Source organism: Pseudomonas sp. MS646, assembly GCF_036693845.1.
Classification (GTDB): domain Bacteria; phylum Pseudomonadota; class Gammaproteobacteria; order Pseudomonadales; family Pseudomonadaceae; genus Aquipseudomonas; species Aquipseudomonas chlororaphis_E.
In genome coordinates this window covers 1373879-1387556 of sequence record NZ_CP144763.1, presented here as the reverse complement: position 1 = coordinate 1387556, position 13678 = coordinate 1373879, and the positions used below count along the sequence as shown (strand labels likewise).

The following is a 13678-nucleotide window of genomic DNA, read 5'->3' as shown; positions in this document are numbered from 1 at the left end:
AAGACTGCCATCGGCAACTCTACAAGCCGCGGATGGCAAGGGCTTCAGCGGTTTATCCTGATTTCGGTCCGGCGGTTCAGCGCACGTCCGTCGGCGGTTTTGTTGTCGGCCACCGGTTGGCTTTCCCCGGCACCGGACACCGAAACGAAACTGGCGCGCGGCACGCCCTGCTCGACCAGGTATTGCACCACCGAATTGGCCCGTTTCTCCGACAACCGTTGGTTATACGCATCGCTGCCGACGCTGTCGGTGTGGCCGGTGACCCGCAGTTGCGTCGTGGACGTTTCCTGCTTCAACCGGGTCGCAACGGTGCTCAGGACCTCTTTGTCGGTCGGGGTCAGCGTGGCCTTGTTGAATTCAAAGTGCACGTCGCGGATCACGATGGTTTCTTCCTTGACCACCACGGGGGCTTCGACCACCGGCGCCGGTGCAGGTGGCGGGCAGCCATCGGCGTCGACTTGCACGCCCTTCGGCGTGCCCGGGCACTTGTCGCGGCTGTCCGGCACGCCGTCGCCATCTTCGTCGCCGTCGCCATGGGCCCAGCACCAGGCGCCCGCCACGGTACCGGCCACCAGTGCGCCTGGGCCGATCCAGGAACTGCTTTCGATGGCGCCCAACCCCGCGCCGACGACGCCACCGGTGGCCGCACAGATCGGCCAGTCGGTTTTCTGCAAACCTGCGCAACCAGTCAACACACTGGTTAGCAGAACCAGGGGTAACGCTGTCCGAACTATGCTCATCGGGTGTTCTCCTTGAGGGATCGGCATGGCGCCGATTCAGGGGAGTAAAGACCCGAGTTCGGATCTGCGCCAGCTTCACGCAATCGCGACTTTTGCCCCGTGTTTGCGACCGTTCGACACGGTTAAGCGCAAACCGCTCTAGGCCATGATGTCCGGGCAGGCTATCGTGGTGCCCCTGACAGAGGAACTTCGATGACCGTTGCCATTTCTTCGCGCACGCCCCAGCAAGCCTTGGCGGCCGTGCTTGAGCGTTATGCCCCGCAAAAACTGCTGCTGATCGGCGCCAGCGGCTTCCCCGCGCTCGAGGCGTTCCAGCAGGCGCACCCCGCCACGCAAGTGGTGCACGCCGGCCCCGGCCCCTTGCCGGCGGACGTGGCGGCGCGGCGTTTTGACCTGGCCCTGGCGCTCGATTGCCTGGAGCATTTGCCCAAGCGCGACGGTCTGAACCTGTTGGGTGGCATCCGTAACCTGAACGCCAGCCGTATCGCCGTGCTCGCGGACCTGAACGCCTGCGGCTGGCAAGAGACAGACTTCTTTTCCCTGGCCCTGCAAGCCAATGAGCGATTCCAGCGCGAGGAACAGGTGCTGACCCTGTTCACCTACGATCTGCTTGAATACAAGCAAGTCCCCGACTGGCTCAACTCACGCTTTTGGGCCAACCCGGAAAACTTTGGAAAATACTGGTGGTAGCCGTGAACATGAGCCCACACACACCCATTTGCCCTTGCGGCAGCGGCAACTTGCTGGACGCCTGCTGCGGCCACTACCACGACGGCCACCCGGCACCTTGTGCGCAAGCCCTGATGCGCTCGCGCTACAGCGCCTACGTGCTGGGGTTGGTGGACTATCTGGTGAGCACCACCCTGCCCGCCCAGCAGGACGGTCTCGACCGCCAGGCCATCAGCGACTGGAGCGCCAACAGCACCTGGCTGGGTCTGGAGGTGGAAAGCAGCGAAGTGTTCGGCGGGCAGCCGGAACACGCCTTTGTCACCTTCACCGCGCGCTGGCACGATGGCCAGGGCGAGCACAGCCACCGGGAACAATCCTCGTTCGTGCAGAACGATGGGCGCTGGTACTTCATCGATCCCTCCGTGCCGGTCAAGGCCGGCCGCAACGACAGCTGTCCGTGTGGCAGTGGGCATAAGTTCAAGAAGTGCTGTGCGGGCTACTTCGGCCGCTGATTTCACGAGCGTCCGACATGCCCCCTCTCGCCAGCGGGCTAGACTGGAATAAACCAGAGGCGCGGACATGACCCAGACAACGCACCTGCTACGCATCACTTGCCTGTTGTTGTTCATCGGGCTCGGCGGCTGTGCGTCCTGGCGAGGTGAACAGGCGCCCGAACCCCAGGTGCACCTGGCCAAGGTCGAGGTGGTGCGGGCGCGGCTGCTGGAGCAGAAGTTCACTTTGCACTTTCGCGTCGACAACCCCGGCGACAGCGACCTGACCGTGCGCGGCCTGACGTATCGCATCCACTTGGGCGACCTGTTGCTGACCGAAGGCGAGCATGAGCACTGGTTCACCGTAGCACCCAGGCACAGTGCCTACTTCAAGGTGCCGATCCGCACCAATCTGTGGCCCCAGGTACGAGACGTGGTGAAACTGCTTCAAAAACCCCGGGAGCAGATCCCCTACCGGCTGGAGGGCGAGCTGGAAACCGGCTTATTCATCGCCCACTACGTGCACCTGGAACGCAATGGCGTGATAATCGCCGCCGATTTAATTGCGGAGTAACCCCGATGACCCAGCAACCCCATGTCCACGGCCCTGATTGCAACCACGATCACGACCATCATCACGATCATGACCACGGCCACGTCCACGGCCCGAACTGCGGCCACGCTCACCAGGAGCCGGTGCGCAACGCCCTGAAGGACGTCGGTCGCAACGACCCGTGCCCGTGCGGCAATGGCAAGAAGTTCAAGAAGTGCCACGGGGCTTGAGGGTTCGGGCGAAGAACTTCTTCGCCCGAACCCTGTGTGCGAGCCTGCTCGCGATAGCGCTAGGTCAGCCAGCATTGTTTGACCTGGCCTGCCCTCTTCGCGAGCAAGCTCGCTCCCACAGGATCTTGCAGTGAAACGATATCCGGTGATCGCCGCAGAATCAGTGTGGGAGCGAGCTTGCTCGCGATGAGGCCGGCACATCCAACCTCCCTTGGTCAGCCTGCGTCCAGAATCCGCTGCACACTGACCACCGTCGCATACTCGCCATGCAGGTTGCCCAGGGACATGCCATGCACCTCGCCGGCCGAGCGCGGGTTGCCGAAATAATCGGGCTTGTCGAAAGTGAAGCAGGCGTCTTCGGCCACCCAGGTGTCGAACCCCAGATTGCCGGCCGTGCGCGCCGTGGACTCCACCGAATTGTTCGTCGCCACCCCCACGATGACCAGTTGCTCGACACCCGCCCGACGCAGATCCGCCTCCAGGTGAGTGGCGCAGAAAGCGTCCGGCACATCCTTGTGGATCACCCACTCCCCCGCCAATGGCTCGAAGCGCTGCTGCACCTCCACGCCCGATTGCCCCGGCCAGAACACCGAGTCCGGCGAACGGGACAGATGATGAACGTGCACCACCGGCCGCGCCGACGCTCGCCAGAACCCCAGCAGTTCCAGCATGCGCAACTCAGCCTCGGGGTTGTTGCGAGGCCCGAGCCTGGGATGGAGGATGCCTTTTTGTTGATCGATGAGGATCAAGGCTGCGTTGTTGCGTAGTTCCATGCCATGTCTCCCTGGCTCGGTCATTTGGGCTTTCCCACCTTGCGCGTCCTCCCTTCCTACCTGCAACGCCAGACAAGATCAATCCGCTCCAGCCCTGAAATCACCAAGGTTCCATCCGCGCAGGGGCTTTCATCGCCAAATCAACAAATAACCCTCGCCCCCGCTTGCGCGGCCCCCTCCTGCTCACTAACGTAGCGCCTTTATTGACGACACCCCCTCCCGCAGGAGCTTTGCCATGGCCTCGCCAGCCTCTATTTCCTTCATCCCCCGGCTCGGCGTTGCCGCCGCAGTGGCCAGTGTGCTCGGTTTGAGCGGATGCCAGTCCTGGAACACCCAGGACACTGTCCCGCCCACCTCCGGGGTGCAGCCGCTCAAGGGGCTGGCACAGAATGTTTCGATTCGGCGCAATGCCATGGGCATGCCGCTGATCGAGAGCAACAGCTTCCACGACGCGCTGTTCTCCCTCGGCTACGTCCACGCCAGCGACCGCATCGGCCAGATGGTGACCCTGCGCCTGCTGGCCCAGGGGCGCCTGGCGGAGATGTCCGGTGCCGAGCGGCTGGACGTCGACCGCTACATGCGCGCCGTCAACCTGAAGAAAAACGCCGATGAGCTGTACAAGGCCTCGTCGCCGCGGCTCAAGCGCTTCTTCGAAGTCTATGCCCGGGGCGTCAACGCCTACCTGTTCCGCTACCGCGACAAGTTGCCGGCGGACCTGGCGGCCACCGGCTACAAACCCGAATACTGGAAGCCGGAAGATTCGGCGTTGATGTTCTGCCTGTTGAACTTCAGCCAGTCGGCCAACCTGCCGGAAGAGATCGCCAGCCTGGTGCTGGCCCAGACGGTCAGCCACGACAAGCTCGCCTGGCTGAGCCCGTCCTACCCGGACGAGCCGCTGCCCCTGGCCGAGGCCGACAAACTCCAGGGCATCCGCCTCAATGGCCAGGTGCCCGGCCTCGGCGAGATCAGCAAGGCCAGCAGCCAGTTGGCCGCGATGAACCTGCTGGGCGCTGCGTCGTCGAGCAACTGGGCCATCGCCCCGCAACGCAGCCGCAGCGGCAAGAGCCTGCTGGCCAGCGACAGCCATGGGCCGTTGGGCGTGCCGGCGCTGTGGAGCCCGGTACAGATCCGCGCGCCCAAGTACCAGGCAGCCGGGCTGTCGGTGGCGGGCATTCCGATGATCCTGGCCGGTTTCAACGGCAAGGTGGCCTGGAGCATGAGCAGCGTGCAGGGGGATAACCAGGATTTGTTCCTGGAAAAAATCCGACGCCAGGGCAATGGTCTGTCCTACGAGGTCAACGGCAAATGGCAGCCGGCGACCGTGCGCAACGAAACCTACTTCATCAAAGGCCAGCGATCGATTCGTGAAGCCGTCTACGAGACCCGGCATGGCCCGCTGCTCAACAGCGCCCAGGGCCCGGCCCTGGCCAATGGCTTCGGCCTGGCCTTGCAGACGCCGAGCTTCACCGACGACAAGACCCTGGACGCGTTCTTCGACCTGTCCCGGGCGCAGAGCGCCGAGAAAGCCTCCGATGCCAGCCGGGAAATCCGGGCCATGGCCGCGAACCTGGTCTTCGCCGACGCCAGCCATATCGGCTGGCAAGTCACCGGGCGTTATCCGAACCGCCGCGAAGGTGAAGGCCTGCTGCCGTCGCCAGGCTGGGACGGGCGCTACGACTGGGACGGTTACGCCGACCCGATGCTGCACCCCTACGACCAGGACCCGGCCCAAGGCTGGCTGGGCACCGCCAACCAGCGGGTCATCCCCCATGGCTACGGCATGCAGTTGTCCAACTCCTGGGCCGCGCCGGAGCGTGGCGAGCGCCTGGCCGAGCTGGCCGGCGCGGGCAAGCACGACGCCCGTAGCCTGAGCGCCATGCAGTATGACCAGACCACCCCGTTTGCGGCCAAGCTCAAGAAAGTCTTCGAAGCCCCCGGCATGGCCCTGCCGCTCAAGCAGGCGATCGACGCCCTGCCGGTGGCCGACCGGGCCAAGGCCCGCGAAGCCTACACCCGCCTGATGGCGTTCGATGGCCGCCTCAGCCCGACGTCCGCTGACGCTGCGATCTATGAGCTGTTCCTGCAGGAAAGCATGAAGCAGATCTTCCTCGACGAACTGGGCCCGGACAGCAGCCCGGCGTGGAAAGCGCTGATTGCCAGCGGCCAACTGTCCTACGCCGCCCAGGCCGATCATCTGCTGGGGCGCGAGGACAGTCCGTTCTGGGACGACGTGCGCACACCGCAGAAAGAAGACAAGGCGCTCATCCTCGCCCGCAGCCTGGCGGCGGCCATCAGCGCCGGTGACAGCCAACTGGGCGGTGCTCACCAGGCCTGGCAGTGGGGCAAGCTGCACAGCTACGCCTGGAAAAGCAGCAGCGGCCAGGTCGTGCGTGGCCCGGTAGCGGCAGGCGGCGATGCCACCACGCTCAACACCGCGGCGTTCGCCTGGGGACAGGACTTCAACATCGCCGTGGCCCCAGCCATGCGGCTGATCGTGGACTTCGGCCAGCCTGAACCGTTGATGGTGCAGGACGGCGCCGGTCAATCCGGCAACCCGGCGAGCCCAAACTACCTCAATGGCATCGACCCGTGGATCAAGGGCCAGTACCAGAACCTGCCGCTGCAACCGCAGAACTTCGACCGGGCGTACGGCAAGACGCGGTTGACCTTGGTGCCGGGCAAATAGCGGCACTGCACCTCACTGTGGCGAGGGAGCTTGCTCCCGCTGGGCTGCGCAGCGGCCCCATTATTTTTGTGGGCACTGCGTGCCCAAGCGGGAGCAAGCTCCCTCGCCACGATGACATTGCAAACCTTTCCGGCCGCCAAACCCGATAGAACTTCTCACCCCGCGCTCGCCTCTACCTGACAAGCCCATCACCCCGGTGATTGCATGGATCTTGTCATTGCTCGCCCTGAAGGACTGTATTGCCCGCCCGGGGATTTCTACATCGACCCCTGGCGTCCAGTGGAACGCTCGGTCATCACCCACGCCCATGGCGACCACGCCCGCGGCGGCAACCAGCACTACCTGGCCGCGGCCCCCGGCGAAGGCATCCTGCGTTCGCGGTTGGGCCAGGACATCAACCTGCAAACCCTGCCCTATGGCGAACGCCTGGTGCATCACGGCGTGACCCTGAGCTTTCATCCCGCCGGCCATGTGTTGGGGTCGGCCCAGGTGCGGCTGGAACACCGGGGCGAAGTCTGGGTCGCCTCAGGGGACTACAAGGTCGAACCCGACGGCACCTGCGCGCCGTTCGAACCGGTGAAATGCCACACCTTCATCACCGAGTCGACCTTCGGCCTGCCCATTTATCGCTGGCAGCCCCAGGCGCAGATCTTCGACGAGATCAACCAGTGGTGGCGAGCCAACATTGCCGCGGGGCGCGCCAGCGTGCTGTTTTGCTATTCCTTCGGCAAGGCCCAGCGAATTCTCCACGGCATCGATGCGAGCCTCGGGCCGATCCTCGCCCATGGCGCGGTGGAACCGTTGAACCGCGTCTACCGCGAGGCCGGCGTCCACCTGCCGCCGACCCTCTATGCCGGCGACGTGAAAAAGAACGATCCACTCATGGGCCAGGCGCTGGTCATCGCCCCGCCGTCGGCCGGCGGCAGTACCTGGATGCGCCGTTTTGGCGACTACAGCGATGCCTTCGCCAGCGGCTGGATGCGCCTGCGCGGCACCCGCCGGCGGCGCGGCGTCGACCGCGGCTTCGTGCTCTCCGACCACGCCGACTGGCCAGGCCTGCTCTGGGCCATCGAGCAGACCGGCGCCGAACGGGTCATGGTGACGCACGGCTCGGTGGGCGTACTGGTTCGTCATCTGCGCGAGCAAGGTCTCGACGCCCAGGGCTTCACCACGGAATACGGCGACGACGAGGAAGACGTGGCCAGCACCGCCGACGCCGACGAGGACGCGTCATGAAAGCCTTTGCCGAACTGTATGCCGACCTGGACGCCACCACCTCCAGCAATGCCAAGCTGGCGGCCATGCAGGACTACTTCGCCAAGGCCTCACCCCAGGACGCGGCCTGGGCCGTGTACTTCCTGTCCGGCGGACGCCCGCGGCAGTTGGTCCCGGTCAAGGTCCTGCGGGAGTTGGCGGTGCAGGTCTCGGGGTTGTCCGCCTGGCTGTTCGAGGAAAGCTACCAGGCCGTGGGCGACCTGGCCGAAACCATCTCGTTGGTCATGCCGGAGTCGCCCCACCTTTCCGACGAAGGCCTGGCCTCGTGGATCGAACGCAAACTGCTGCCATTGCGCGGCGAAACCCCGGAGGTGCTGGCGCAACGCTTGCCGGCGTTGTGGGCGCAACTGGACCGACCGAGCCTGATGCTGTGCATCAAGCTCATCACCGGCAGCTTTCGCGTCGGCGTGTCCAAGCTGTTGGTCACCCGCGCCCTGGCCGGCTTGGCCGGGCTGGACAGCAAGCGGGTGGCCCAGCGCCTGGTGGGCTACACCGATCTGGCCCACCGCCCGACCGCCGCGGCTTACCTCAAGCTGATCGCCGCCGAATCCGCCGATGAACATGCCCAGCGCGGCGGCCAGCCTTATCCGTTCTTCCTGGCCCACGCGTTGTCTGCACCGGTGGAGCAATTCGACGCCCTGCTGGGCCCGGCCAGTGACTGGCAAGTGGAATGGAAGTGGGACGGTATCCGCGCCCAGGTGGTCAAGCGCGATGGCCATCTGTGGGTCTGGTCCCGGGGCGAAGAACTGGTGACCGAGCGTTTTCCCGAATTGCATTCATTGGCCCAGGCTTTGCCTGATGGCACGGTGATCGACGGGGAAATCGTCGTCTGGAAAACCTCGGAGCCGCTGACCGAGGATGCCTTCGATCCGCAGGCGCCGCTGTCCGCCTCGGTGCAACCGTTCGCCCTGTTGCAGCAACGCATCGGCCGCAAGACCCTGGGCAAGAAAATCCTCGAAGACGCGCCGGTGGTGGTGATGGCCTACGACCTGCTGGAGTGGCAGGGCGAGGACTGGCGCAGTCGCCCCCAGGCCGAACGCCGCGAGCGCCTGGAAGCATTGCTGGCGCGGGCCCATAGCACGGTCCTGCTGCCTTCGCCCCTGGTCACCGGCCAGGATTGGCCCGACCTTGCCCGGCAGCGGGAAGCATCCCGCCGGCTGGGCGTCGAAGGCATGATGCTCAAGGCACGCGATGCGCTGTACGGCGTCGGCCGCACCAAGGACATGGGGGTGTGGTGGAAGTGGAAGATCGACCCGTTCAGTGTCGATGCGGTGCTGATCTACGCCCAGCGCGGCCACGGTCGACGCGCCAGCCTCTACAGCGACTACACCTTCGCGGTCTGGGACAACCCGCCAGGCAGTCGCGACCGCACCCTCGTGCCGTTCGCCAAGGCCTATTCAGGCTTGACCGACGCTGAAATGCGCCAGGTCGACAGCATTGTGCGCAAGACCACCCTGGAAAAATACGGTCCGGTGAGCAGCGTCACGCCGACCCTGGTGTTCGAGCTGGGCTTCGAAGGCATTGCCCTGTCCAAGCGCCACAAAAGCGGAATCGCGGTCCGGTTCCCCAGAATGCTGCGCTGGCGCAAGGACAAGCCTGTCGAGGAAGCGGACACACTGGCGACGCTGCAGGATTTGTTGAAGTAAGCCTGAATGGGCCGGGCCTGTAAAAACTCCCAAGGTAACCACTGTCAATGTGGCGAGGGATTTATCCCCGTTGGCCTGCGTAGCAGGCCCAAACCAGACAACTCAATTTGCCTGATACAAAGCGTTGTCTGTTTTAAGGGCCACTTCGCAGCCCAACGGGGATAAATCCCCTCGCCACAAAGGCACCGCAATGCCACTGACGCCCCATCCCGGTGCACCTTTTTGTTGTACGATCTCTCCCGCGCACCAACGCGTTCCGCTTCCCGCTGCCAAAGCTTTTAAAACACTTGTTCGGCACTCTGGTTCGGAAATTGCTACCTTTATGCCGTCATACCGTTCTCGCCTTCACCGGTAACAATACTTACGCGCCATGGGCGCTCATATTGGTTTTAGGGATTGAATAATGAAAAAAACACTGCTGACCCTTTCTGCACTGGCGTTGTGCATGGCTGCTGGCGTCGCCACCGCCAAGGAATACAAGGAATTGCGTTTTGGTGTCGACCCTTCCTACGCCCCCTTTGAATCCAAGGCCGCCGACGGCAGCCTGGTCGGTTTCGACATCGACCTGGGCAATGCCATCTGCGAAGAGCTGAAGGTCAAATGCAAATGGGTCGAAAGCGATTTCGACGGCATGATCCCGGGCCTCAAGGCCAATAAATTCGACGGCGTCATCTCTTCGATGACCGTGACCCCGGCCCGTGAGAAAGTCATCGACTTCTCCAGCGAACTGTTCTCCGGCCCAACGGCCTATGTCTTCAAGAAAGGCTCGGGCCTGACCGAGGACAAGGCCTCGCTCAAAGGCAAGACCGTCGGCTACGAACAAGGCACCATCCAGGAAGCCTATGCCAAAGCCGTGCTGGACAAGGCCGGCGTCAAGACCCAGGCCTACCAGAACCAGGACCAGGTCTATGCCGACCTGACCTCCGGCCGTCTCGATGCGGCCATCCAGGACATGCTGCAGGCGGAGCTGGGCTTTCTGAAATCGCCTAAAGGCGCCGACTATGAAATCAGCAAGCCGGTGGACAGCGAACTGCTGCCGGCCAAGACCGCCATCGGTATCAAGAAAGGTAACAGCGAGCTGAAGGCGCTTTTGGATAAAGGTATCAAAGCGTTACACGACGACGGCAAATACGCTGAAATCCAGAAAAAACACTTTGGCGATCTGAATCTGTACAGCGGCAAATAATGCGCTGCGCCCATCCGGTTCCGGGTGGGCGCTTTTTTCCTGCCAAAGGCAATTTTCCATGTTCGAACAACTCCTACAAAATCTGGGGCTCTCGGCCTTCAGCCTGCAGGGCTTTGGCCCGCTGCTGATGCAGGGCACCTGGATGACCATCAAGCTGGCGGCCCTGTCCCTGCTGCTGAGCGTCGTGCTCGGGTTGCTGGGCGCCAGTGCCAAGCTGTCCAGCGTCAAACTGTTGCGAATTCCTGCCCAGCTCTACACCACATTGATTCGCGGCGTGCCGGACCTGGTGTTGATGCTGCTGATTTTCTACAGCCTGCAAACCTGGCTGACCTCCTTTACCGACTTCATGGAATGGGAATACATCGAGATCAACCCATTCGGCGCCGGGGTGATTACCCTGGGCTTCATTTACGGCGCGTACTTCACCGAGACCTTTCGCGGCGCGATCCTCGCGGTGCCCAGGGGCCAGGTCGAAGCCGCCACCGCGTACGGCCTCAAGCGAGGCCAGCGGTTTCGCTTCGTGGTGTTTCCACAAATGATGCGCTTCGCCCTGCCGGGTATCGGCAATAACTGGATGGTGATGCTCAAGGCCACCGCCCTGGTGTCGATCATTGGCCTGGCCGACCTGGTCAAGGCGGCCCAGGATGCCGGCAAGAGCACCTACCAACTGTTCTATTTCCTGGTACTGGCGGCATTGATCTACCTGTTGATCACCAGCGCCTCCAACTTCATCCTGCGCCGGCTTGAACGCCGCTACGCCGCCGGAGCCCGGGAGGCCGTGCGATGATCGAACTCTTGCAGGAGTACTGGCGACCGTTCCTCTACAGCGACGGCGTCAACGTCACCGGCCTGGCGATGACCCTATGGTTGCTCAGCGCCTCGCTGCTGATCGGCTTCGTGGTGTCGATCCCGCTGTCCATCGCCCGGGTTTCGCCCAAGCGGTCCATACGCTGGCCGGTGCAGTTCTACACGTACCTGTTCCGGGGCACGCCGCTCTACATCCAGTTGCTGATCTGCTACACCGGCATCTACAGCATCGCGGCGGTACGCGCCCAGCCCGTGCTTGACAGCTTCTTTCGCGACGCCATGAATTGCACGATCCTTGCCTTCGCCCTGAACACCTGCGCCTACACCACGGAGATCTTCGCCGGGGCGATTCGCAGCATGAACCACGGGGAAGTGGAAGCGGCCAAGGCCTACGGCCTGACCGGCTGGAAGCTGTACACCTACGTGATCATGCCGTCGGCGTTGCGGCGCTCGCTGCCGTACTACAGCAACGAAGTGATTTTGATGCTGCACTCGACGACCGTGGCATTCACCGCTACCGTTCCTGACGTGCTGAAAGTGGCCCGGGACGCCAACTCGGCGACGTTCCTGACGTTCCAGTCGTTCGGGATCGCCGCACTGATCTACCTGACGGTCACCTTCGCACTGGTAGGCCTCTTCCGCCTCGCCGAACGCCGATGGCTGGCCTTTCTCGGGCCGACCCACTAAGGCCCTGTTCCAGGACATACACCCACATGCGCCACCAGATCCATGACCTGCAGGCCCCCGTACCGGGGACCGCACGCAAGATCCACAGCTTTCACTTCGGCCCGGAAAAAGCCGCCGGCAAAATCTACATCCAGTCGTCCCTGCACGCCGATGAACTGCCCGGCATGCTGGTGGCCTGGCACCTCAAGCAGCGCCTGGCGGAACTCGAAGCGTCGGGCCACCTGCGCTACGAGATCGTGCTGGTGCCGGTCGCCAACCCCGTCGGCCTTGAACAAGTGCTGATGGACGTGCCGCTGGGTCGCTACGAAACGGAGAGCGGGCAAAACTTCAACCGCCGCTTCGTCGACCTGAGCGAAGAGATCGGCAACGAAATCGAAGAACTGCTCACCGACGATCCGCAGCACAACCTGATGCTGATCCGCACCAGCCTGCGCGATGCCCTCGCCCGGCAGACCGCCGGCACGCAGTTGCAATCGCTGCGCCTGGCGCTGCAGCGGCTGGCCTGCGACGCCGACATGGTGCTGGACCTGCACTGCGACTTCGAAGCCGTGGCCCACCTGTACACCACCCCGCAAGCCTGGCCGCAGGTCGAGCCGCTGGCCCGCTACATCGGCGCCGAGGCCAGCCTGCTGGCCACTGATTCGGGCGGCCAGTCGTTCGACGAGTGCTTCACCCTGCTCTGGTGGCAACTCAAGGAACGCTTCGGCGAGCGGTTCGAGATCCCCCTGGGCAGCTTTTCGGTCACCGTGGAATTGCGCGGCCAGGGCGACGTCAACCATGGGTTGGCGAGCCTCGACTGCCAGGCGCTGATCGAATACCTGATCCGCTTCGGCGCCATCGACGGCGAACCGATGCCCATGCCCGAGCTGCCCTATCCCGCCACGCCGCTGGCCGGTGTCGAGCCGGTGGCGACGCCCGTGGGTGGCCTGCTGGTCTACAGCGCACTGCCTGGCGAATACCTGGAGGCGGGCCAGTTGATCGCGGAAATCATCGACCCGATCAACGACACCGTCACCCCCGTTCATTGCCGTAACGCCGGGCTCATGTACGCCCGTTCGCTGCGCCGCATGGCCACCGCCGGCATGGTGATCGCCCATGTCGCCGGTGCCGAAGCCTACCGCAGCGGCTACCTACTTTCGCCTTGAGGATGCCTGTTCCATGTACAAACTGACCATCGAAGGCCTGCACAAAAGCTACGGCGAACACGAGGTGCTCAAAGGCGTTTCGCTCAAGGCCAAGACCGGCGACGTCATCAGCCTGATCGGCGCCAGCGGCTCGGGCAAGAGTACCTTCCTGCGCTGCATCAACTTCCTGGAGCAACCCAACGACGGCGCCATGAGCCTGGACGGCCAGGCAGTCCAGATGATCAAGGACCGCCACGGCATGCACGTGGCCGATGCCGATGAACTGCAGCGCATCCGCACACGCCTGGCCATGGTGTTCCAGCACTTCAACCTGTGGAGCCACATGACCGTGCTGGAAAACATCACCATGGCGCCACGCCGGGTGCTGGGGGTCGACCGGCAGGAAGCCGAGGCCCGTGCCCGTCGCTACCTGGACAAGGTCGGCCTGCCCGCGCGAGTCGCCGAGCAGTACCCGGCGTTCCTCTCCGGCGGCCAGCAACAGCGCGTGGCCATCGCCCGCGCCCTGGCGATGGAGCCGGAGGTGATGCTGTTCGACGAGCCCACCTCGGCGCTGGACCCGGAGCTGGTGGGTGAAGTCCTGAAGGTGATCCAGGGCCTGGCCGAGGAAGGCCGGACCATGATCATGGTGACCCACGAAATGAGCTTCGCCCGCAAAGTCTCCAACCAGGTGCTGTTCCTGCACCAGGGCCTGGTGGAAGAGGAAGGCGCGCCGGAAGACGTGCTGGGCAACCCCAAGAGCGAACGGCTCAAGCAGTTTCTCAGTGGCAACCTGAAGTAGGCCTGGCAACGC

The 13678-nt window shown here is 63.8% G+C and carries 14 protein-coding genes; 12 read left to right on the top strand and 2 right to left on the bottom strand.

The features are described 5' to 3' along the window. Nucleotides 1-44 precede the first annotated feature (44 nt). Nucleotides 45-740, bottom strand: coding sequence for an OmpA family protein (locus tag V3H56_RS06105; protein ID WP_047736974.1), 696 nt, complete (start codon nucleotides 738-740; stop codon nucleotides 45-47). Nucleotides 741-932: 192 nt separating this feature from the next. Here V3H56_RS06105 and V3H56_RS06100 point away from each other — a divergent pair, with 192 nt between their 5' ends. The 4 genes from V3H56_RS06100 to V3H56_RS06085 all read left to right on the top strand — a co-directional run bounded on the left by V3H56_RS06100 (nucleotide 933) and on the right by V3H56_RS06085 (nucleotide 2683). After that, a complete protein-coding gene (locus tag V3H56_RS06100) occupies nucleotides 933-1430 on the top strand; it encodes a DUF6231 family protein (RefSeq protein ID WP_042732784.1) in 498 nt (165 codons plus the stop codon). An 8-nt stretch (nucleotides 1431-1438) separates the two neighbouring features. Further along, the gene (locus tag V3H56_RS06095; protein ID WP_042732787.1) at nucleotides 1439-1921 is read left to right on the top strand and encodes a YchJ family protein; all 483 of its coding nucleotides are present in this window, start codon (nucleotides 1439-1441) and stop codon (nucleotides 1919-1921) included. A gap of 67 nt (nucleotides 1922-1988) precedes the next feature. Beyond that, entirely contained in the window at nucleotides 1989-2474 is a 486-nt protein-coding gene (locus V3H56_RS06090; RefSeq protein WP_042732785.1) for an LEA type 2 family protein, read from the top strand. Between the two features lie 5 nt (nucleotides 2475-2479). Then, complete coding sequence (locus tag V3H56_RS06085) at nucleotides 2480-2683, top strand: SEC-C metal-binding domain-containing protein (protein WP_003198420.1); 204 nt, start codon at nucleotides 2480-2482, stop codon at nucleotides 2681-2683. 215 nt (nucleotides 2684-2898) lie between these two features. Here the strand turns inward: V3H56_RS06085 and V3H56_RS06080 are convergent, their stop codons facing one another. Then, complete coding sequence (locus V3H56_RS06080; RefSeq protein WP_047736976.1) at nucleotides 2899-3456, bottom strand: cysteine hydrolase family protein; 558 nt, start codon at nucleotides 3454-3456, stop codon at nucleotides 2899-2901. 235 nt (nucleotides 3457-3691) lie between these two features. On the opposite strand from V3H56_RS06080, the gene V3H56_RS06075 reads away from it, so the two are divergent. The 8 genes from V3H56_RS06075 to V3H56_RS06040 all read left to right on the top strand — a co-directional run bounded on the left by V3H56_RS06075 (nucleotide 3692) and on the right by V3H56_RS06040 (nucleotide 13666). After that, a complete protein-coding gene (locus V3H56_RS06075) occupies nucleotides 3692-6142 on the top strand; it encodes a penicillin acylase family protein (protein WP_338474344.1) in 2451 nt (816 codons plus the stop codon). Between the two features lie 204 nt (nucleotides 6143-6346). Continuing rightward, nucleotides 6347-7378, top strand: coding sequence for a ligase-associated DNA damage response exonuclease (locus V3H56_RS06070; RefSeq protein ID WP_053147532.1), 1032 nt, complete (start codon nucleotides 6347-6349; stop codon nucleotides 7376-7378). Continuing rightward, entirely contained in the window at nucleotides 7375-9063 is a 1689-nt protein-coding gene (locus tag V3H56_RS06065; protein ID WP_338474343.1) for an ATP-dependent DNA ligase, read from the top strand. The genes V3H56_RS06070 and V3H56_RS06065 overlap by 4 nt, the downstream gene beginning before the upstream one ends. A gap of 403 nt (nucleotides 9064-9466) precedes the next feature. Beyond that, entirely contained in the window at nucleotides 9467-10249 is a 783-nt protein-coding gene (locus V3H56_RS06060) for a transporter substrate-binding domain-containing protein (RefSeq protein ID WP_042731520.1), read from the top strand. 58 nt (nucleotides 10250-10307) lie between these two features. Next, on the top strand, nucleotides 10308-11036 hold the full coding sequence (locus V3H56_RS06055) for an ABC transporter permease (protein ID WP_042731521.1): 729 nt from the start codon (nucleotides 10308-10310) through the stop codon (nucleotides 11034-11036). Continuing rightward, on the top strand, nucleotides 11033-11743 hold the full coding sequence (locus V3H56_RS06050) for an ABC transporter permease (RefSeq protein ID WP_042731522.1): 711 nt from the start codon (nucleotides 11033-11035) through the stop codon (nucleotides 11741-11743). The genes V3H56_RS06055 and V3H56_RS06050 overlap by 4 nt, the downstream gene beginning before the upstream one ends. Before the next feature lie 26 nt (nucleotides 11744-11769). Beyond that, on the top strand, nucleotides 11770-12888 hold the full coding sequence (locus V3H56_RS06045) for a succinylglutamate desuccinylase/aspartoacylase family protein (protein ID WP_042731523.1): 1119 nt from the start codon (nucleotides 11770-11772) through the stop codon (nucleotides 12886-12888). Between the two features lie 13 nt (nucleotides 12889-12901). Beyond that, complete coding sequence (locus tag V3H56_RS06040) at nucleotides 12902-13666, top strand: ATP-binding cassette domain-containing protein (protein WP_042731524.1); 765 nt, start codon at nucleotides 12902-12904, stop codon at nucleotides 13664-13666. The last annotated feature ends 12 nt before the right edge of the window (nucleotides 13667-13678 follow it).

What these genes read in the sequence shown, in the direction of transcription:
- V3H56_RS06105 (WP_047736974.1), bottom strand. Translation starts at nt 740, where the DNA reads ATGAGCATAGTTCGGACAGCGTTACCCCTGGTTCTGCTAACCAGTGTG.
- V3H56_RS06100 (WP_042732784.1), top strand. Translation starts at nt 933, where the DNA reads ATGACCGTTGCCATTTCTTCGCGCACGCCCCAGCAAGCCTTGGCGGCC.
- V3H56_RS06095 (WP_042732787.1), top strand. Translation starts at nt 1,439, where the DNA reads ATGAGCCCACACACACCCATTTGCCCTTGCGGCAGCGGCAACTTGCTG.
- V3H56_RS06090 (WP_042732785.1), top strand. Translation starts at nt 1,989, where the DNA reads ATGACCCAGACAACGCACCTGCTACGCATCACTTGCCTGTTGTTGTTC.
- V3H56_RS06085 (WP_003198420.1), top strand. Translation starts at nt 2,480, where the DNA reads ATGACCCAGCAACCCCATGTCCACGGCCCTGATTGCAACCACGATCAC.
- V3H56_RS06080 (WP_047736976.1), bottom strand. Translation starts at nt 3,456, where the DNA reads ATGGAACTACGCAACAACGCAGCCTTGATCCTCATCGATCAACAAAAA.
- V3H56_RS06075 (WP_338474344.1), top strand. Translation starts at nt 3,692, where the DNA reads ATGGCCTCGCCAGCCTCTATTTCCTTCATCCCCCGGCTCGGCGTTGCC.
- V3H56_RS06070 (WP_053147532.1), top strand. Translation starts at nt 6,347, where the DNA reads ATGGATCTTGTCATTGCTCGCCCTGAAGGACTGTATTGCCCGCCCGGG.
- V3H56_RS06065 (WP_338474343.1), top strand. Translation starts at nt 7,375, where the DNA reads ATGAAAGCCTTTGCCGAACTGTATGCCGACCTGGACGCCACCACCTCC.
- V3H56_RS06060 (WP_042731520.1), top strand. Translation starts at nt 9,467, where the DNA reads ATGAAAAAAACACTGCTGACCCTTTCTGCACTGGCGTTGTGCATGGCT.
- V3H56_RS06055 (WP_042731521.1), top strand. Translation starts at nt 10,308, where the DNA reads ATGTTCGAACAACTCCTACAAAATCTGGGGCTCTCGGCCTTCAGCCTG.
- V3H56_RS06050 (WP_042731522.1), top strand. Translation starts at nt 11,033, where the DNA reads ATGATCGAACTCTTGCAGGAGTACTGGCGACCGTTCCTCTACAGCGAC.
- V3H56_RS06045 (WP_042731523.1), top strand. Translation starts at nt 11,770, where the DNA reads ATGCGCCACCAGATCCATGACCTGCAGGCCCCCGTACCGGGGACCGCA.
- V3H56_RS06040 (WP_042731524.1), top strand. Translation starts at nt 12,902, where the DNA reads ATGTACAAACTGACCATCGAAGGCCTGCACAAAAGCTACGGCGAACAC.